The sequence below is a fragment of the Pedobacter gandavensis genome (assembly GCF_032678745.1).
GTDB lineage: Bacteria > Bacteroidota > Bacteroidia > Sphingobacteriales > Sphingobacteriaceae > Pedobacter > Pedobacter gandavensis_C.
In genome coordinates, this window is sequence record NZ_JAVTST010000007.1 from 59,499 (window position 1) to 78,230 (window position 18,732).

Consider the following 18,732-nt stretch of genomic DNA (forward strand, 5'->3'; position numbering starts at 1 on the left):
ATACAATAATAAGATGAAAAACACACTATTTATCCTTGCCTGCTTTATTTTGGCTTTAGCTTCATGCGGAAGTCCGGAATCAAATTCTACCAGTACCACAGCAACCACTGAAAGTACACCAGCAGCGAGTTCATCCACTGAAAAACACCCTGGAGAGAAATTAATTGCTACCTCTGATTGTATTGGTTGCCATAATAAAGTAACCAAAGTAATTGGTCCAACTTATGAAGAGATCGCTGCTAAATACAGCCTTGATGATGCAACAGTTGAGCAACTGGCAACAAAAATCATTGATGGTGGTAAAGGTGTTTGGGGTGAAATTCCAATGACTCCTCATGCCAGCCTATCAAAAGACGATGCCAAAGAAATGGTACGTTACATTCTATCCCTGAAAAAATAACCTGAACCACAGAACCAAATATAAACCATGGAAGAAACCAACAAAAACCAGGAAACTTCATCTAGAAGGAATTTCCTCAAAACCACCGCAATTGCAGCTTCGGCATTTATGATTGTTCCCCGTCATGTTTTAGGCGGACCAGGATTTCTAGCACCCAGTGACCGCCTGATTATCGCAGGTATTGGCGCAGGAGGTAAAGGACAATCAGATATTGCCAATTTTCACAAAAGCGGGAAAGCTGACATCGGCTTTCTTTGTGATGTACATGATTCAAGGGCTGCGGCCAGTGTAAAGGCATTCCCAAAAGCTAAATACTATAGGGATTACCGTGAATTGTTCGACAAAGAACACAAGAATTTCGATGCGGTGTCGGTTTCGACCCCCGATCATAGTCATGCCATAATCGCATTAGGCGCAATGCAACTGGGTAAACACGTGTATGTTCAAAAGCCATTGGCTCACGACATTTATGAAGCACGTGCTTTAACCGCAGCTGCGCAGAAGTACAAAGTAGTTACCCAAATGGGAAACCAAGGTGCTTCAAATGATGGCCCTCGACAAATGAAAGAATGGTATGATGCAGGTTTAATTGGTGATGTTCACACGGTTTATGCCTGGACAGATCGCCCGGTATGGCCACAAGGGATTCCATGGTCTGCTAATAAAGCAGAAGTGCCTAAAGACCTGGATTGGGATTTATGGTTAGGTACTGCTCCTTACAAAGACTACGTAAATAAACTAGTTCCTTTTAACTGGAGAGGCTGGTGGGATTATGGAACAGGCGCACTAGGCGATATGGGTTGTCACCTATTGGAAGCTCCATTTAGCGTATTGAATCTGAAATATGCTACGGAAGTTCAGGCAAGTGTTGGCTCTGTTTATGTAGATGAATTCAAACGCGGATATTTCCCCGATAGTTGTCCACCTTCAAGTCATGTGACCTTAAAATTCCCTAAAACCAATAAAACTAAAGGTGATGTCGTAGTTCACTGGATGGACGGCGGTATTCAGCCGGAAAGGCCAGAAGAACTGGAAGCAAATGAGGTTTTCGGTGATGGTGGAAATGGTACTTTATTTATCGGTACCAAAGGAAAAATGATGGCCAGTACTTATAGCGCAGATCCACGTTTATTACCATTGAGTAAAAACAAAGACATCAAAGTTCCTGCGAAGTTTGCACGCGTTCCTGGCGGTGCCGAAGGCCATTATGCCCAATGGGTAGAAGGTTGTATCGCCGGTTATGGCAAGAAAGAATTAAGTTCTCCTTTTGACATTGCAGGCCCACTAACAGAGGCTTTATTGATGGCGAATCTAGCCATTAGAGGAACAGATGTTCAGGTTAAAAATGATAAAGGAAGAGCAAGTTTCCCTGGAAGAGACATCAAATTACTTTGGGACAACAACAATATGAAAGTCACCAATTTTGATGCTGTAAACCAGTTCGTGAAACGCGACTACAGAAAAGGATGGTAATCACCATCCTTTTTTTAACTTAAAAAGAAAGACTATGAAAACCTATATTTTTTCAGCGATGCTGCTTACTGCAGTAATCGCTGCAGGCAATAGTAATGCGCAATCTAGCAGTAAAGGATTTACCAAACTATTTGATGGCAAAACAACTAATGGATGGCATACTTATGGTCAGGCTACCGCTGGCGAAAAATGGGATGTCGTAGATGGCACCTTACATTTTAACCCAAAATCTGGAAAAACGGGAGGTGGGGATTTAGTCACAGATAAGGAATATGGCAATTTCCACCTTAAAATTGATTGGAAAGTAACACCTAAAGCTAATAGTGGAATTATCTTTTATGTAAAAGAAGATAAAGCTAAATACCATGCTACCTATGCTACAGGATTAGAAATGCAGGTTTTAGACAATGACGGTCATCCAGATGGAAAAATCAACAAACATCGTTCAGGAGATCTTTATGACTTGATTAAAAGCAGTTCAGAGCCTGTTAAACCTGTCGGAGAATGGAACACCGCTGAAATCATCAGCAAAAACGGCAAACTAGAACTGAAATTAAATGGAGTAAAAGTGGTACAAACTACCCTTTGGGACGACCAGTTTAAAGCCTTAATTACCGGTAGTAAGTTTGCAAATTGGGAAGGTTTTGCTACATTCAAGACTGGAAAGATTGCGCTACAGGATCATGGTGATGAAGTATGGTTTCGCAACATCCTAATTAAGGAACTTTAACCGAACTACCCATGGCGTGGGAAACGCCAAAATGATTGACTAAAAATAAAACGAGATATAAATAACCAACAATGAACCTTAACAACCGCATCAAATTGTCATTCATGATGTTCCTGGAGTTTTTCATCTGGGGCGCATGGTTTGTGACACTGGGCACCTTCCTGGGGAACAACCTCAGCGCTACAGGAGGCCAGTCGGCTTCAGTATTTTCTACCCAATCCTGGGGAGCTATCATTGCCCCTTTCATTATTGGATTAATTGCTGACCGTTATTTTAACGCCGAAAAGATCCTTGGCGTGCTACACCTGATTGGTGCTGTACTTATGTACCAAATGTATAATGCCACAGACATCAGCGTATTCTATCCTTACGTATTGGCTTATATGATTTTATTTATGCCTACCCTGGCATTAGTCAACTCTGTTTCCTTCAATCAAATGAAAGATCCGGAAAAAGAATTCTCAACGATCAGAGTATTCGGTACTATCGGATGGATTGCTGCTGGTTTATTGATCAGCTTCTATTTCCATTGGGATTCTGCAGAAGCTGCAAAAGAAGGATTACTTAAAAACACCTTCCTAATGGCAGGTATTGCTTCTGTAGTATTAGGTTTGTTTAGTTTTGCATTACCAAAAACACCTCCTAAAGCTGTTGCAGGCGAAAAAGTTAAAGTATCAGAAATCTTAGGATTAGATGCGTTAAAATTATTAAAAGATAAAAACTTTGCGATTTTCTTTATCTCATCTATTCTGATTTGTATCCCTCTGGCCTTCTATTACCAGAATGCACACCCATTTCTAACTAATGTAGGTGTAGCAGATCCAACTGGTAAGATGACGATTGGACAGGTTTCAGAAGTACTGTTTCTTTTGTTACTTCCTGTGTTTTTCACCAAATTTGGATTCAAGAAAACCATTCTGGTAGGTATGCTTGCCTGGGGTTTACGCTATGCCCTTTTTGCTTACGGAAATGCAAGTGATTTAGGTTTTATGCTGATCATCGGCATTGCCCTTCACGGTATTTGCTATGACTTCTTCTTCGTATCTGGACAAATTTATACCAACTCTATTGCTGGTGATAAGTATAAAAGTTCTGCTCAGGGTTTAATCACTTTGGCTACTTACGGTGTAGGTATGTTGATCGGATTTGAAGTAGCAGGGTATATTACCGATACTTACAAACTTGCTGATGGCTCATTTGATTGGAAAATGGTGTGGATTATTCCTTCAGGTATTGCCTTGGTTGTATTCTTATTATTTGCTCTTTTCTTTACAGATAAGAAAAAAGAAGAAATTCAATTGAATGCCTAATGGCTGAGGAACTAAGCAGGAGAACTGCCTTAAAAAACATCGTTGCCGGAACCGCTACATTAGGCGTTTCGGCAACATTGCCAAGCTTTGCTATGGAGCCTTATAAATCTACTGCATTAAAAGGAAATGTAAACCATTCTGTGTGTGCCTGGTGCTTTGGAGATATGGAATTAGATGCCCTATGCATCGAGGCCAAAAAGATCGGAATTAAGGCGATTGACCTTGTTGGTCCTGCTGGATGGTCTACTTTAAAAAAGCATGGACTGGACTCTTCCATGTGTAATGGTGCAGAAATCAACCTGGTTGATGGATGGAATGACCTTAAATTTCATGCTACGTTGATTAAAAACTATACGGAAATGATTCCTAAGGTTGCAGCAGCGGGTTATAAACAATTGATCTGTTTTAGCGGCAACCGTCGTGGAAAAGATGACGAAACAGGCATCAACAATTGTGTGGAAGGCTTGAAACAAGTGATCGGTATTGCCGAAAAACACAATGTGGTATTAGTAATGGAATTGTTAAACAGCAAAGTTGACCATACTGATTACCAGTGTGACACCACCAAATGGGGTGCCGAACTGGCTAAAAGATTAGGTTCAGAAAACTTCAAATTGCTATATGACATTTACCATATGCAGATTGATGAAGGCAATGTGATCAGCAACATCAAAAAGTACCATCCGTACATCTCTCACTACCATACTGCCGGCGTTCCCGGAAGAAATGAAATAGACGATACTCAGGAGTTATTTTATCCCGCGATTATAAAAGCTATATTAGCAACGGGATTTAAAGGTTATCTTGCCCAGGAATTTATTCCCAAGTATAAAGATAAAATCAAATCCCTGAGAGACGCCGTAAATATTTGTGACGTATAAATCAAAAGTTATGAACTCTAGAAGAACATTTATAAAAAACGCGGGAATGGCTGCAGCAGGAGCCCTGTTGTTTCCTTCATTTGCGCATGCCTTTGCTAAGGTAAAACCTGTTGGACTTCAACTGTACACTTTGAGAGAAGTGATTGGTAAAGACCCTAAGGGTGTGATTGAGAAAGTAGCTAAAGCAGGCTATAAAGAAGTAGAAACTTACGGTTACTCTGCAAAAGGCGGCTATTTTGGGATGGATGCTAAAGCTTTCAAAAGCCTATTAGACAACAATGGACTGAAAGCACCTAGTGGACACTTTGGACTGGATTCATTCTTAAAAGACGGAAACCAAGACGAGTTGAAAATCGCTATCGAAGGCGCAAACGGCCTTAAGATGGACTTCCTTACCATTCCATGGATGGGAGAAAGCTTAAGATCAAGTCTAGATGATTACAAAAAAGTTTCTGAGCGTCTGAATCAGGCTGCAGAAATCTGTAAAAAATCAGGATTGAAACTCGCTTACCATAACCATGATTTTGAATTCAAAAAATATGATGGCAAAACCGGATATGAGGTGATGCTACAAGAAACTGATAAAAACCTGGTGAAGTTTGAAATGGACTTATACTGGGTAGTAAGATCAGGTAATGATCCTATTGCTTTCTTTAATAAATACCCTGGACGTTTCCCAATGTGGCACGTAAAGGATATGGACAAAGCAAACCATAGCATCAATACAGAAGTAGGAACTGGTACAATTGATTTCAAATCTTTCTTTAAACATGCTAAGCAGGCAGGATTGAAGTATGCTATTGTGGAACAGGAAAACTTCTCAAAGGATCCTTTTGTAAGCATTAAGCAAAGCATTGATTACGTAAATCGCGAATTGGTTTAAGAATAAGATCTTAAAATATCAAGGGAAGTGGTTTACGAAACTACTTCCCTTTTTTTATGCCCTTTAATCTTTAACCGAAATGACTAATAGATCAGTATACTATGGAATACCTTCCTAATGATCTGTAAAGCTCATTAAAATGCAAGTTTTGAGTACTTTAGCATCAAAAAGCACAAAAATTTCACCATATTTGAAAAATATGCCCGAAATAAGGCCAGTAAACTAAAGAACTTATTACCAAAAACTGAATACTATAAATTAATAAGAACTATAAAAAACAATTAAAAAAATGAAAATTGCAGTTGTAGGCGCCACCGGTCTGGTAGGTACCGTAATGTTAAAAGTGTTAGAAGAGCGTAACTTCCCGTTAACCGAGTTAATTCCGGTTGCATCTGAAAAAAGTGTAGGTAAAGAAATCACTTTTAAGGGTAAGAAGTATGCTATTGTAAACATGGATACTGCAATTTCAATGAGACCTGATATTGCTTTATTCTCTGCGGGTGGCAGCACCTCATTAGAACATGCCCCACGTTTCGCTGAGGCAGGAACCACAGTAATTGACAATTCATCTGCATGGCGCATGGATCCATCTAAGAAATTAGTGGTTCCGGAAGTGAATGCTCATGAACTATCTCTTGATGATAAGATCATTGCAAATCCAAATTGTTCAACTATTCAAATGGTAGTGGCCTTAAAACCATTACATGATAAATATAAGATCAAACGTGTTGTTGTTTCTACTTACCAGTCAGTAACAGGTACTGGTGTAAAAGCAGTAGAACAAATGATGAATGAGCGTAAAGGCATCACTGATGGCCCTATGGCTTATGCTTACCCGATTGATTTAAACGTAATTCCTCAGATTGATGTTTTCGAAGAAAACGGATACACAAAAGAGGAGATGAAAATGATCAAAGAAACCAATAAAATCATGGGCGACGATAGCATCCGTTTAACGGCTACTACCGTTCGTATTCCAGTAATGGGTGGACACTCGGAGTCGGTAAACATAGAGTTTGAAAACGACTTTGATGTAATTGAATTGAGAGAATTATTGGCTAGTACAGCAGGAATCGTTGTAGTTGATGACATCGCCAACCTGAAATATCCAATGCCTAAAGATGCTCATGAAAAAGATGAAGTATTTGTTGGAAGAATCAGACGTGATGAATCTATGCCAAATTCAGTAAACCTTTGGATCGTTGCAGATAACCTTCGTAAAGGAGCAGCAACCAATGCTGTTCAGATTGCAGAATACCTGATCAAAAACGACCTGGTTTAATCTCCAATCTATAAAAATCATTGAGGTATGGAACGCTATAAAAGGCAATCTGTACCTCATTTTTTCGTTAATACCTTTTTATCTTCTAATTACCTTTTCATGAATATTGTCAGAAAAATTGCCCTGTTATCCCTGATCTTTTTACAACAGCTTGCTAATGCGCAAAGCCCAATAGAGAAGCTGGACCAGGCTTATCAGGTGCTAAAGGACGATAGCCAGGCAAAACATGCGATCATTGGATTATGCGTATTGGATGCGAACACAGGAAAGTTGTTGCTAGGCAAGAATGAAGAGCTGGGGCTGGCTACCGCTTCTACTCTAAAAACCATTACCTCTGCAACGGCATTCAGTATGCTGGGCAAAGATTTTCAATACCAGACTACCCTTGCTTACAGTGGCAACATTAGCACGGATGGCACTTTACAAGGCGACCTCATCATTGTTGGCGGCGGAGATCCGACATTGGGTTCCTGGCGTTACCAAAACACGAAAGAAAATTACATTCTGCAACAATGGGTCAATGCTATTCAGCGTGCAGGAATTAAAAAAATTGAAGGTAAAATTATTGGAGATGATAGCATCTGGGGTAGTCAGAGTACACCAGATGGCTGGATCTGGCAAGACATAGGCAATTATTATGGGGCTGGTGCTTCAGCGCTCAGCTGGCGCGAAAACCAGTTCGACATCCACTTGAAAGCCAATACCACTGCTGATCAACCGGTATCAATCTTAAAAGTAGTTCCGGAAATGCCTTACCTAAAGATTGTGAACGAATTAAAAGCGGGAGCTGAAGGTAGCGGAGATCATGCTTATTCTTACCTACCTCCCGACGGCAATCTGGCTTATCTTCGCGGAACCTGGGCATTAGGAATTTCCAAACCTGGTGTTTCTACTGCTGTACCTAACCCTGCTTTTGATGCCGCATATCGTCTACAAGACACTTTGAAACGTATTGGCATCTCTACACAATTTCTGCCCAGCACAGCAAGATTAATGGCTGCAGATCAACAAGCCTTACCCGCAATTCAGCAAAAACTCATTACCATCAGCTCTCCTACTTTGTCAGAGATCGTTTATTGGTTCAATAAAAAAAGCGTCAATCTATATGGGGAACACCTCTTAAAAACGCTGGCATGGAAATCCGGGAAACTACCAACTACTGCCAATGGGGCACAAACAGAAATCAATTTCTGGGCGGCAAAAGGATTGGACAGACATGCACTGAACATTACAGACGGCAGCGGACTATCACCTGCAACCAGAGTAACGCCAATGGCAATGGCTGAAATCCTTTTCCAATCACAAAAAGAAAGTTGGTTCCCTGAGTTCTATAAATCCTTGCCTGACAACAATGGCATGAAGCTTAAAAGCGGCAGCATTGCTGATGTATCTGCTTATGCCGGCTACCATACCGATAAATCGGGCAACAAATATATCATCGTCATCAACATCAACAACTACAATGGATCGGGTATTAACAAGAAGTTATTCAAGGTACTTGATGCGCTAAAATAGCACCATCGCCATATTATATGCCTTTTTATTGATAAATTGCGGCAGTTTTTAGACTTTAAAATACCTCAAAATCTGGTTACCCTTGCTATGAAAAGATTACTCCTGTTTGCATTTTGCAGTCTGATCAGCGCTGCTGGTTTTAGTCAGGCTCCTCTAAATATTACCGGGCCTGTTACCTCAAACCTCCTTCCTAGCGAAATTGCTATCATTCCAGAACCCGTTTCTGTGATTAAACAAAATGGACATTTCATTTTACCTCAAAATGTAACGATCCAGTCGCCGGCAAATCCAGAAATCAAACAGGTTTCCAGTTTTTTACAGGAACGACTATCCATTCCTACGGGAAGTTACGTATCCATCGTAAGCGGACATACCGGTGACCATGCCCAAATCAGGTTAATTCTAAACGACAAGCAAAATCCTCTTTTAGGAAACGAAGGATATCAATTGACAATTAAACCCAATCAGATTCTGATCAGGGCAAATAAATCGGCAGGATTATATTATGGGGCACAAAGTCTGGTACAACTTTTCCCAAAAGAAATAGAAAGTAAAGAAGCAGTATCAAATATTCGTTGGTCAGCTCCATGTGTAGAAATCACAGATTACCCACGTGTGGGCTGGAGAGGCTTAATGCTAGATGTAGCGCGCCATTTCTTTACTAAAGAAGAGGTAAAACAATACATCAATGCCATGGTTCGCTACAAATATAACCTCCTTCATTTACACCTTACCGATGATGAAGGCTGGAGAATAGAGATCAAAGGTTATCCAAAACTAACCGAAGTTGGAGCATGGAGTGTGAAGAAAACCGGAGAATTTGGGAATTTCATCCCTCCTACACCAGATGAACCTCGTACATATGGCGGTTTTTATACCCAGGAAGATTTAAAAGAACTCATTCAATATGCCCAGGATCGATTTGTCAACATCATGCCTGAGATTGATGTCCCTGGACATAGTTTGGCCACCATTGCGTCTTATCCGGAGCTTTCCTGTACTCCAGGAGCGGAAAACTACCGTGTGCGCTCTGGCGAAAGAATCATGGATTGGTCCAGAGGAGCGCCACCGACGGCATTGGTAGACAACACCCTTTGTCCGGCAAATGAAAAAGTATATAGTTTCCTAGATACAGTGATTACACAGGTCGCGGCACTCTTCCCGTTCGAATATATCCACATGGGTGGAGATGAAGCTCCATTTAACTTCTGGCAGAAAAGCGATGCGATTAAAGCATTGATGCAAAAAGAGGGATTAAAAAATATGCATCAGGTACAGGGATATTTTGAGAAACGTGTACAAGGAATTATAGAATCTAAAGGCAAAAAATTCATGGGCTGGGATGAGATCATGGATGGAGATTTATCTCCATCTGCAGCAGTAATGAGCTGGAGGGGTATGAAATATGGTATTGATGCGGCCATGAAGCAGCATGATGTCGTGATGAGTCCAAGTACTTATGCCTATCTGGATTACATGCAGGCTGATCAGATTACGGAACCAAGGGTGTATGCCTCCCTACGTTTGAGCAAAGCTTATGAATTTGACCCAATTCCTGCCGGTGTAGATCCAAAATACATTAAAGGCGGACAAGCCAACCTTTGGACAGAACAGGTGACTAATATCCGTCAGGCGGAATACATGACCTGGCCAAGAGGAATGGCCATTGCCGAATCGGTATGGTCTCCTAAAGAAAAGAAAAACTGGGAAAACTTTTTTGGAAGAGTGGAGCAGCATTTTCAAAGGCTGGATATTGCGGAGACCAAATATGCACCTAGTGTATATGATCCGATATTTAAAGTGAGCAGATCTCCTGATAAGCAGCTGGTTATTGAGTTGAGCACAGAGGTCTCAGGACTGGATATCTATTACAGTTTTGACAACTCATTTCCGGATCGTTTTTATCCGAAGTATACAGAAAAACTTACGCCACCAAAAGACGCAAAGATGTTAAGAGTGATTACTTACAGGGGCAAACAGCCAATTGGAAGAATGATGAATATGCCAATAGAAGAGTTAAACAAGAGAGCAAGAAGATAAGACATTGAGGTATTTCGTACACATAGGCTACCATGGCCTTCATTTTAATGGATGGCAAAAGCAACCAGGGGTAATGAACATACAGGGCGTTATAGAAAATGCGCTGACACAAATTCTGAAAACACCGGTATTTATTAATGGCTGTGGCCGTACCGACGCGCATGTTCATGCCAGTCAGTTCTTTTTTCATATGGACATTGAGCAAGCCTGGGATTTCGACCTGATGTTCCGGTTAAACAAATTGTTACCTGGCAGCATTGCTATTTTTGACATCATTCCTATGGAAGGTTTACCCCATGCCCGTTTTGATGCCGTACAACGTTGCTATGATTATTTTATCCATACCTATAAAAGTCCTTTTTTAAATGGGCTAAGTTCGTATTACCTATTACCAGATCTCCGTTTTGATCAAATGAAACAAGCTGCAGCTTTATTGCCGCTTTACAAAGATTACCGGGCATTTTGCACTAGTCCGGATAAGTACGAGCATACGATCTGCAATGTGATGTCGGCTGGGTTAACCGTAGACAGCAGTGGAGACCGTTTACGCTTTCAAATCTCTTCTAATCGCTTTTTAGGGAAGATGATCCGGATAATTATGGGACAATTATTGAAAATCGGAAAGGGAGAGTTGAGTATTGACGAATTTGAGCATTACTTGATCAGTAAAGAAACACCAAAACTGATTACCCCTGCGCATCCTCAAGGGTTATATTTGTCGAAGGTCACCTACCCATACCTGAACCTTCCACCGAGAACGACCTTTTCGGCCATTCTACAACCGCAATTTGAGACTTTTAGGTAGTCTTATTTTTCGTTTTCCCTGCCTGAAATGCCCATTCGATGATGTGTCGGATGGACCTTTGAACTTCGGCTCTTCCTGCTGCCGAATTGATATCCAGTCCGCAGATGGTACTGTCATTTTTCTTGGCATGGAGCACCATATAATAAATTCCGGAAACCAACAGGGCTGACACTCCTCTTAGGCTAACAGGCGAATTTTTGAAATAAGGATCTGACATTTCCAGCAATACATCTCCCTGTTCTGCCCGTACCTTACATACGCTATCCAGTAAGACCGTTCTTTCAGAAATCTCCCATAGAATGATCTTTTGCATTTCTTCTTCATTCCAGAAATATTCAAATTGTTTTTCAAGGAGAGAGGAAATCGTGTCAATCAAGGCACTTTTTTTATTGATCCCTTCAATATCATTGGAGATAGTTTTTTTATAGGACAGCCAGTAGTCTTTTTCGATCACATAGGTTTCGATTAGTCGGTCTACATTTTCAAAATACCTATAGATTAGTTTCTTACTGACTTTTGCTTCTCTGGCGATTTCATTGACGCCCAATGCACGATAACCTTTGGCCTTTATTATCGCACCAACTGCATCAATCAGCTTACGTTCCGTCAATAAACGGCTTTTAATTGCTTCTGTGGGTTCTTTGTTTACCATAATAATGAGGAATTCTTATAAAGGACAAAATGGAAAATAGCTAAAACGAATGGTGTAGAAGAAAATTTTAATGCAATAAATAAATATTAGGCTCAAACACAAAAACCATGCAATAAAAAGGAATTTTATTTAAAATCACTTTGAATTCTTTGGAAAAATAATAATAATAAATTATTTATTTAGTTAAAGCTGCAAGTTAAATTCCGCAAAAACACGCTCTGCAGCATCAAATGACTGATTTTCATTAGTGTATATTAATAATTAATTTGGAATAAATAGATCATAGATAGATATAAAAAGAAAAAACAAACTTCATGGCATTCCTACCGAATGCCATGAAGGGGGATAATTCAATATAGGGGGGACATATTGAATGTTATTAACATGCGTTCTAATAACCCGTTTTGCGATAACGCATAAATGCAAAGCGGTAAATCAACAAATAATTGAGAACGTTGATTATTGTATTAGAATCTCAAGATAATAGGGGATTATATTTTAATTCATACATGGCAAATATAAACTACAAAACCTATCGAAGTGGTGACATGGAAAATTATTTTAACCGAATTTAGTCGCTGTATATCAATTGATTAAAATAAAATAAAGTAATAAAAAAACAAAATTCAGGTAAAAACACAGTTTTAGAACAGAAAGTGTCATTTGATTTTCATTTATCTGTCGGATCTTTTTAGATCAGAAATAAACAACTGAACAACAGTAAATTAACCAAAAAACTCCTTGATAATCTTGTTTATTCTGCTTAACTTCAAGTAGCAAATTGTTTAAAACAAGGAGGTATATCATGACTGTTATTCAACGGATTGAACACTGGGGGGACTTGCATCATGCCAAATGGCTGGACGCGGTTCGAATTGTCTTAGGGCTATTGATATTTGGTAAGGGTATTGCGATTGTGAGCAATACAGCAGCCTTACAGGATTTACTCTTACAAAATAGTGTGTACAGTTTTTCGGGGATGATGGCGAGTTTGCTGGTACATATTATTGGGTTTGTCCATTTGGTAGGCGGCCTATTGATTGTGCTGGGCCTACTCACCAGATTTGCAGTAGTCATTCAGATTCCAATTCTACTGGGCGCAGTATTTTTCGTTAACCTATCCAGGGGCTTCTCATTTCTAAACTCAGAATTATGGCTTTCCATCATCGTATTGATGTTATTGATCTTATTCTGGGTAATTGGCTCAGGACCATTTTCTGTAGACTATCAAATGAAGAAAAAACCACAATGGTAAAATAACAATCTTTGACACCGTTCTGAGATTCATCGAGTCTTAAATGATTAATTTTGAACAAAATAAGGCTTATGAATTTTCATACTAGAAAATGGGTAAAACCAGAAGATCTAAATCCTAACGGGACTTTGTTTGGCGGGAGCTTGCTCCGTTGGATCGACGAAGAGGCGGCAATTTATGCGATTGTACAATTGGGCAATCCTAGAGTGGTGACTAAATACATTTCGGAGATCAACTTTGTCAGTTCTGCAAAACAGGGGGATATCATAGAGATGGGGATTACGGCTACGGATTTCGGACATACCTCATTAACCATGCGTTGTGAAGTGCGGAATAAGATCACCAGAAAAAGCATCCTTACCATTGATAAAATGGTGTTTGTAAATGTAGATGAAGATGGTAATCCGGCTCCACACGGCAGAACCCATATTAAATATATCGAGGAACAATTTGAAAAAGAAGACCTTTAAACATCAGATAATACCAATACCCTTAAGGCATCTGGCGTAAGGCTGATGCCACTTACCACCTGACTAGCTTGCAAATAGAAAGGATTACGTTCTTCCAATTTATGGCTGATAAAGGCGATGAGCTCTACTTCATTCATATCTTTTAACAATGGGCGTTTATCCTTTCCACTCTCCAGGCGTTTCGCCAAAGCAGTTGGGGGCATTTCTATATAGATGGAAAGTCCATTTTCATTAATCCATTGCATATTGTCAAAATAACAAGGTGCACCACCACCGGTTGCCACAACGCAATTGTCCGGATAGTTGAATTCTTTTAACGTTTTACTTTCAAAAATTCTGAAGGCAGGTTCTCCGTTAGCGGCGAAATACTCCCCTATAGGCATCCCTGCGAGCATTTCAATCTGGTGATCCAAGTCAATAAAATCATAACCCAGTTTAGTCGCCAGTTTTCTACCTAACGTACTTTTACCACAACCCATAAATCCAATCAGAAATATTTTCATTTTTATTCAGCAAGTTTAACTCTAGGATCAATTGCGGCATATAATAAGTCTACCAGAATATTGATCACTACAAATATAAAGGCAATAAAAAGAATTGCGCCCATTACCACTGGAAAATCTGACATTTCGAGTGCGGTGACTGTAGTTCTTCCTAATCCATTGTATCCAAAAATATATTCTACAAAAAACGAACCCGCCAATAAACCTGCAAACCAACCGGAAATAGCTGTTATGACTGGGTTTAAAGCATTTTTAAGCGCATGTTTATAAATGATCGCATTTCTGCTCAAACCTTTTGCTTTGGCTGTTCTGATATAATCCTGAGCCAGTACATCGAGCATTGCGCTACGCGTTAACTGCACGATAATCGCCAGGGGTCTTAAACCGAGGGTCAGCATTGGCAGCCAAAGATTTTTCAGGGTCATGACTTCACCCTTAAAAGGATCGTAGCTATATAGGCTACCGGACATATTTAGGCCGGTATAATCGCTCCATACAAAGCCAAAAAGCCATGCGATAATGATTCCAGCAAAAAATGAAGGGGCAGAAATTCCCAGAATGGCAAATGTATTTGCCGCTTTATCGATCCAGGTATCCTTATGTACTGCAGAAACTACCCCTAGAAAAACACCGGTAATGGTGGCAAAAATCATAGCTGATAAAGCGAGTACGAAAGTATTCGGAACCGTTTCTTTTAATATGGTGGTTACTTCTCTTTTGGTTTGATAAGACCTGCGTAGATAAGGCCATTTTAATACGACTACTTCATTTCCAATGGCCAGCAATTTCACATAGTGATACTTTGCTTTATTTTCGGCAGTCTGTTCATGAATGCTAATTGGAGAGAGGTCGTTCAGGTATAGAAAAAACTGAACTGGCCTGGATTTATCCAGGCCAAATTCTTTACGGACGGCTTCCAGTGACTGCACATCGGAGCGTTGCCCCATTGTCATTCTGGCTGGATCGCCCGGTAATACATTAAACAACAAAAATACCACACTCAATACGCCCAGCATGACCGCCAGTCCGTAGAAAAACTTCTTGAGGGCGTAGTACAGCATCTTTTATTTACTAAAATATTTTTCGGAAAGCACTTCAAAAGAAGGTATCGCATTGTAGTGCCACTTGTCAATAACGACACCGTTTTTCAATAATAACACCCCTGGATTAGCCCTAACCATACTCTTTAAAGGAACTGCGTCTGCATAAAAAACTTCTGTAAACAGCTTCATTTTCTTACTAAAAGCCTGTGCATCCTGTGCGGAATTTGAGGTTAGCAAAACCGTTCTAATGTTAAATTGTTCTGCGGCATTTAAGGCCAGGGCGTTTAATCTGCCCATCCCCTCTTCATCGGTATCTTTTAGGTTATAGGCTACATAAACCAGGTTATAATAAGGATTTTCGATCAGTTCTTTGGTATAATCTGTACCGGAAGCATCGCTGATCAGCAAATCTTTAATTTTAGGTTCGTAACCTTTTTTGATCAGTTTCTTTTCGGGTGTACCTACAATCTCCCAGTTTTCATCTTTCCAGATCTCCGTTTTCAGGTAATCCTTATCGCTCATCACCTTTTTCTCCTTTGTTTTCTTATTGCTCATGTTGTACATGATCAGGAATTCATCAGGTTCTGCTCCCGGAGGTGTTGCCATGAGTGCCGGAATGTTTGCACCTACTTTATAAGGCAGAAAATCCAGGATTGGCAATCTGCTGTAAGTATACTGGCTAAACAGCAGCGAAGCACATAGGACAATGGCCAGGGAAGCACTTTGCCAGCTACGGTTAGTGGTGATAGGGCAGATTAAATCCTTATGGATGAAAAGGTAAACGATCAATACCAATAGCACTAGATCCTTAGAGAAAGACTGCCATGGTGTTAAAGGGATTGCATCTCCAAAGCAACCACAAGAGGTCACTACTTTAAAGGCTGCGGATACGAAAGTCAGGAAAGTAAAAAAAACAATCACTACTAATAAGCCAGAAGTGACCTTTTTAGCCCAAAAGCCAAAGAGTAGCAATGCACCAAGCACAATTTCCATTACACAAAGTAAGATGGCAATTCCGGTGGCGATGCCAGTTAAAAAAGGCAGGTGAAATACTTCAAAATATTCCTGCAGCTTATAACCGAAGCCCAATGGGTCATTCGCTTTAATCAGTCCGGAAAAGATAAAAAGGACACCAACAAATATTCTGGCAAAATTCAGGGCAATTTTCTTCATTATTTTACTCCAAGTTTAATCAATGCAAAAACCGAATAATTGAGCATATCCTGATAATTGGCATCCACCCCTTCTGAGGCCAATGTTTTACCGGAATTATCTTCAATCTGTTTTACTCTTAAAATTTTCATCAGGATCAGGTCGGTTAAGGAGCTGATGCGTAAATCTCTCCATGCTTCGCCATAATCATGATTTTTAGCGAACATCAATTCTTTGGTAAGTGTTACTTTTTCATCATAAAGTTGCTCGACCTGCTCTAGTGGCAAATCGTAAGTATCTTCCGCGCTTAATTCCAGCTGAAGCATGCCCATTACACAATAATTGATGATGCCAATATATTCCGGAATAATGCCTTCATCTACCATGGATACTTTTTTTTCTTCCAGGGTACGGATGCGCTGTGCCTTGATAAAAATCTGGTCGGTAATGGAGGATGGCCTAAGTATGCGCCATGCTGTTCCATAGTCCTTTGTTTTCTTTATAAAAAGCGATTTACAAACCGCAATTACTGAATCGAATTCTTGAGATGTGTTTGTTGCCAAAACAATTAAAATATTTAGTTTAAAGCTATTTAAATACCGTATTTTTGTTTTATACGATGGCTAAAGATACATTTTTAAACCCAAAAACCACACTAAACCTACGAGGCAAGCTTGTTGACATCAGCAAGCCTACAGTGATGGGAATCCTCAACCTTACTCCGGATTCATTTTACAATAATAGCAGAATTGACACTGCAGATGATGCCTTAAGGCGTACGGAAGCCTTTCTAAATGAAGGGGCTAAGTTCATAGACATTGGTGCTTATTCTTCACGCCCCGGTGCTGCGGAAGTGAGTACGGAGGAAGAGCTGAAACGGATGGTGCCTATAGTAGAAATCATCAGTAAAGAATTCCCGGAGGCCTGGCTTTCTATTGATACTTTCCGCGCCAAAGTGGCGAAAGAAAGTGTGGAAGCCGGAGCGCATCTGATCAATGATATTTCTGGAGGAGAATTAGATGAGGCCATGTTCCAGACCGTAGCAGATTTACAGGTTCCTTATATCCTGATGCACATGAGAGGAACGCCACAAAACATGCAACAACAAACTGGTTATTCGAATATCGCATTAGACCTGATTGATTATTTTTCTGATAAAATCGCCAGACTAAAAAAGTTAGGCGTAAAAGACATTATCCTGGATCCGGGGTTTGGTTTTGCGAAAACAACTGATGAAAATTACCAATTACTGAACCAGCTACAAGACCTTGATATTTTCGAGCTGCCATTACTGGTAGGGTTTTCCAGAAAATCGATGATCTATAATTTTTTAGGGAATGATCCACAGCAAGCCTTAAACGGAACTTCTATTCTGAATACGATTGCCTTAATGAAAGGTGCAGGAATCCTTAGGGTACATGATGTAAAAGCTGCGGCAGAGTGTATTGCCCTGGTTGAAAAGACCAGATCGCATTAATATCAAAAAATACCTAACTTGGGCATAATGAAAGGATTTGATTTCGATTTTTTAAGGGTATCATTAACGGATGTGGTAGACATTATATTTGTCGCGCTCCTGATCTATTATATCTATAACCTGATTAAGAATACGCTGGCGGTAAACTTGCTACTGGGGATGTTGATCATTCTGATCATCTGGTTTGCGGTAGAGCAGCTCAACATGAGGTTGCTATCAACCATTATCAATAAGTTCATGAGTGTGGGGATTATTGCCTTGATTGTGATCTTTCAGCCGGAGATCCGGCGTTTCCTCTTATTGATTGGGAAAAATACCTTCCTACAACAGAATAAAGCATGGTGGGGATATCTTTTCGGCAGTAAAAATATCGAAAGAGACAATTTAGTCCGCATCAAACCCATCATTGACGCTTGTAAAAGCATGAAAAAATCACGGACAGGTGCCTTAATTGTGTTTGTGAAATTTTATGACGATCAGCTTTTCGCCAACAGTTGTGAAATTATAGATTCTAAAATATCGAAAAGACTTCTAGAGAGTATTTTTCAAAAATATAGTCCGCTGCACGATGGAGCGGTAGTTATTGCAGAGAATAAGATCAAAAGTGCCAGTTGTATCTTGCCTTTAACGGACAACGACAAGCTTCCACCGCAATTTGGCTTACGCCATAGAGCAGGGATTGGAGTATCAGAGACAACTGATGCGGTAGCGGTTATCATTTCTGAGGAAACCGGAGAAATTGCCTATGCAAAACAAGGAAGGGTCCGAATGAATGTATCTTTTGGAGAGCTGGAGAAATTACTGAATAAGGATTTTTAGGACCTGACAGAGCAGGAATAAAAACACTGTAAAAGAAAAGGG

19 protein-coding genes are annotated in these 18,732 nt (G+C 40.0%); 14 read left to right on the forward strand and 5 right to left on the reverse strand.

Annotated elements, in window-relative coordinates; genetic code table 11:
- The first annotated feature begins 13 nt into the window (after positions 1–13).
- From R2S10_RS19640 to R2S10_RS19685, 10 genes are all read left to right on the forward strand, one after another.
- Positions 14–400, forward strand: coding sequence for a c-type cytochrome (locus R2S10_RS19640; RefSeq protein ID WP_316842118.1), 387 nt, complete (start codon positions 14–16; stop codon positions 398–400).
- 27 nt (positions 401–427) lie between these two features.
- Complete coding sequence (locus tag R2S10_RS19645) at positions 428–1,873, forward strand: Gfo/Idh/MocA family oxidoreductase (protein ID WP_316842119.1); 1,446 nt, start codon at positions 428–430, stop codon at positions 1,871–1,873.
- Positions 1,874–1,907: 34 nt separating this feature from the next.
- Positions 1,908–2,603 (forward strand): DUF1080 domain-containing protein, encoded by a 696-nt coding sequence (locus tag R2S10_RS19650; protein ID WP_316842120.1) that lies wholly within the window; start codon positions 1,908–1,910, stop codon positions 2,601–2,603.
- 71 nt (positions 2,604–2,674) lie between these two features.
- A complete protein-coding gene (locus R2S10_RS19655; protein WP_316842121.1) occupies positions 2,675–3,913 on the forward strand; it encodes a nucleoside permease in 1,239 nt (412 codons plus the stop codon).
- Positions 3,913–4,794 (forward strand): hydroxypyruvate isomerase family protein, encoded by an 882-nt coding sequence (locus R2S10_RS19660; RefSeq protein WP_316842122.1) that lies wholly within the window; start codon positions 3,913–3,915, stop codon positions 4,792–4,794. The genes R2S10_RS19655 and R2S10_RS19660 overlap by 1 nt, the downstream gene beginning before the upstream one ends.
- A 10-nt stretch (positions 4,795–4,804) precedes the next feature.
- Positions 4,805–5,677 (forward strand): sugar phosphate isomerase/epimerase, encoded by an 873-nt coding sequence (locus R2S10_RS19665; protein ID WP_316842123.1) that lies wholly within the window; start codon positions 4,805–4,807, stop codon positions 5,675–5,677.
- Between the two features lie 289 nt (positions 5,678–5,966).
- Complete coding sequence (locus tag R2S10_RS19670) at positions 5,967–6,959, forward strand: aspartate-semialdehyde dehydrogenase (protein ID WP_316842124.1); 993 nt, start codon at positions 5,967–5,969, stop codon at positions 6,957–6,959.
- 27 nt (positions 6,960–6,986) lie between these two features.
- Positions 6,987–8,474 carry a D-alanyl-D-alanine carboxypeptidase/D-alanyl-D-alanine-endopeptidase gene (dacB, locus tag R2S10_RS19675; RefSeq protein WP_316842125.1) on the forward strand — a complete coding sequence of 496 codons (1,488 nt, stop codon included), beginning with the start codon at positions 6,987–6,989 and terminating at the stop codon, positions 8,472–8,474.
- An 87-nt stretch (positions 8,475–8,561) separates the two neighbouring features.
- Positions 8,562–10,514, forward strand: a complete 1,953-nt coding sequence (locus tag R2S10_RS19680) for a beta-N-acetylhexosaminidase (protein ID WP_316842126.1) — start codon at positions 8,562–8,564, stop codon at positions 10,512–10,514.
- A gap of 73 nt (positions 10,515–10,587) precedes the next feature.
- The gene (locus R2S10_RS19685; RefSeq protein WP_316842127.1) at positions 10,588–11,319 is read left to right on the forward strand and encodes a tRNA pseudouridine synthase A; all 732 of its coding nucleotides are present in this window, start codon (positions 10,588–10,590) and stop codon (positions 11,317–11,319) included.
- On the opposite strand, the gene R2S10_RS19690 is transcribed toward R2S10_RS19685, so the two are convergent.
- The gene (locus R2S10_RS19690) at positions 11,312–11,971 is read right to left on the reverse strand and encodes a TetR/AcrR family transcriptional regulator (protein ID WP_316842128.1); all 660 of its coding nucleotides are present in this window, start codon (positions 11,969–11,971) and stop codon (positions 11,312–11,314) included. The two genes, R2S10_RS19685 and R2S10_RS19690, sit on opposite strands and share 8 nt — an antisense overlap.
- 805 nt (positions 11,972–12,776) lie before the next feature.
- Here R2S10_RS19690 and R2S10_RS19695 point away from each other — a divergent pair.
- Together R2S10_RS19695 and R2S10_RS19700 are read left to right on the forward strand one after the other, a co-directional pair.
- Positions 12,777–13,226 carry a DoxX family protein gene (locus tag R2S10_RS19695; RefSeq protein ID WP_316842129.1) on the forward strand — a complete coding sequence of 150 codons (450 nt, stop codon included), beginning with the start codon at positions 12,777–12,779 and terminating at the stop codon, positions 13,224–13,226.
- A gap of 71 nt (positions 13,227–13,297) precedes the next feature.
- A complete protein-coding gene (locus R2S10_RS19700) occupies positions 13,298–13,696 on the forward strand; it encodes an acyl-CoA thioesterase (protein ID WP_316842130.1) in 399 nt (132 codons plus the stop codon).
- Here the strand turns inward: R2S10_RS19700 and R2S10_RS19705 are convergent.
- The 4 genes from R2S10_RS19705 to R2S10_RS19720 are packed head-to-tail and all read right to left on the reverse strand — an operon-like array spanning position 13,693 to position 16,957.
- Complete coding sequence (locus R2S10_RS19705; protein ID WP_316842131.1) at positions 13,693–14,199, reverse strand: shikimate kinase; 507 nt, start codon at positions 14,197–14,199, stop codon at positions 13,693–13,695. The genes R2S10_RS19700 and R2S10_RS19705 overlap by 4 nt on opposite strands.
- 2 nt (positions 14,200–14,201) lie before the next feature.
- Positions 14,202–15,260 (reverse strand): ABC transporter permease, encoded by a 1,059-nt coding sequence (locus R2S10_RS19710; protein WP_316842132.1) that lies wholly within the window; start codon positions 15,258–15,260, stop codon positions 14,202–14,204.
- Positions 15,261–15,263: 3 nt separating this feature from the next.
- Positions 15,264–16,415 (reverse strand): BT_3928 family protein, encoded by a 1,152-nt coding sequence (locus tag R2S10_RS19715; protein WP_316842133.1) that lies wholly within the window; start codon positions 16,413–16,415, stop codon positions 15,264–15,266.
- Positions 16,415–16,957, reverse strand: coding sequence for a DUF1599 domain-containing protein (locus tag R2S10_RS19720; RefSeq protein WP_316842134.1), 543 nt, complete (start codon positions 16,955–16,957; stop codon positions 16,415–16,417). The genes R2S10_RS19715 and R2S10_RS19720 overlap by 1 nt, the downstream gene beginning before the upstream one ends.
- Positions 16,958–17,013: 56 nt before the next feature.
- Between R2S10_RS19720 and folP the strand changes: the two genes are divergently transcribed.
- Positions 17,014–17,871, forward strand: coding sequence for a dihydropteroate synthase (gene folP, locus R2S10_RS19725; RefSeq protein ID WP_316842135.1), 858 nt, complete (start codon positions 17,014–17,016; stop codon positions 17,869–17,871).
- Between the two features lie 27 nt (positions 17,872–17,898).
- The gene (gene cdaA, locus R2S10_RS19730) at positions 17,899–18,690 is read left to right on the forward strand and encodes a diadenylate cyclase CdaA (protein ID WP_265843151.1); all 792 of its coding nucleotides are present in this window, start codon (positions 17,899–17,901) and stop codon (positions 18,688–18,690) included.
- The last annotated feature ends 42 nt before the right edge of the window (positions 18,691–18,732 follow it).

Excerpts from the sequence above, each read along its gene's own strand:
- R2S10_RS19690 (WP_316842128.1), bottom strand. The coding sequence starts at position 11,971 with ATGGTAAACAAAGAACCCACAGAAGCAATTAAAAGCCGTTTATTGACG.
- dacB (WP_316842125.1), top strand. The coding sequence starts at position 6,987 with ATGGAACGCTATAAAAGGCAATCTGTACCTCATTTTTTCGTTAATACC.
- R2S10_RS19665 (WP_316842123.1), top strand. The coding sequence starts at position 4,805 with ATGAACTCTAGAAGAACATTTATAAAAAACGCGGGAATGGCTGCAGCA.
- R2S10_RS19695 (WP_316842129.1), top strand. The coding sequence starts at position 12,777 with ATGACTGTTATTCAACGGATTGAACACTGGGGGGACTTGCATCATGCC.
- R2S10_RS19710 (WP_316842132.1), bottom strand. The coding sequence starts at position 15,260 with ATGCTGTACTACGCCCTCAAGAAGTTTTTCTACGGACTGGCGGTCATG.
- R2S10_RS19680 (WP_316842126.1), top strand. The coding sequence starts at position 8,562 with ATGAAAAGATTACTCCTGTTTGCATTTTGCAGTCTGATCAGCGCTGCT.
- R2S10_RS19685 (WP_316842127.1), top strand. The coding sequence starts at position 10,588 with ATGAACATACAGGGCGTTATAGAAAATGCGCTGACACAAATTCTGAAA.
- R2S10_RS19660 (WP_316842122.1), top strand. The coding sequence starts at position 3,913 with ATGGCTGAGGAACTAAGCAGGAGAACTGCCTTAAAAAACATCGTTGCC.
- R2S10_RS19715 (WP_316842133.1), bottom strand. The coding sequence starts at position 16,415 with ATGAAGAAAATTGCCCTGAATTTTGCCAGAATATTTGTTGGTGTCCTT.
- R2S10_RS19650 (WP_316842120.1), top strand. The coding sequence starts at position 1,908 with ATGAAAACCTATATTTTTTCAGCGATGCTGCTTACTGCAGTAATCGCT.
- R2S10_RS19670 (WP_316842124.1), top strand. The coding sequence starts at position 5,967 with ATGAAAATTGCAGTTGTAGGCGCCACCGGTCTGGTAGGTACCGTAATG.
- R2S10_RS19655 (WP_316842121.1), top strand. The coding sequence starts at position 2,675 with ATGAACCTTAACAACCGCATCAAATTGTCATTCATGATGTTCCTGGAG.
- R2S10_RS19640 (WP_316842118.1), top strand. The coding sequence starts at position 14 with ATGAAAAACACACTATTTATCCTTGCCTGCTTTATTTTGGCTTTAGCT.
- R2S10_RS19645 (WP_316842119.1), top strand. The coding sequence starts at position 428 with ATGGAAGAAACCAACAAAAACCAGGAAACTTCATCTAGAAGGAATTTC.
- folP (WP_316842135.1), top strand. The coding sequence starts at position 17,014 with ATGGCTAAAGATACATTTTTAAACCCAAAAACCACACTAAACCTACGA.
- R2S10_RS19700 (WP_316842130.1), top strand. The coding sequence starts at position 13,298 with ATGAATTTTCATACTAGAAAATGGGTAAAACCAGAAGATCTAAATCCT.
- cdaA (WP_265843151.1), top strand. The coding sequence starts at position 17,899 with ATGAAAGGATTTGATTTCGATTTTTTAAGGGTATCATTAACGGATGTG.
- R2S10_RS19705 (WP_316842131.1), bottom strand. The coding sequence starts at position 14,199 with ATGAAAATATTTCTGATTGGATTTATGGGTTGTGGTAAAAGTACGTTA.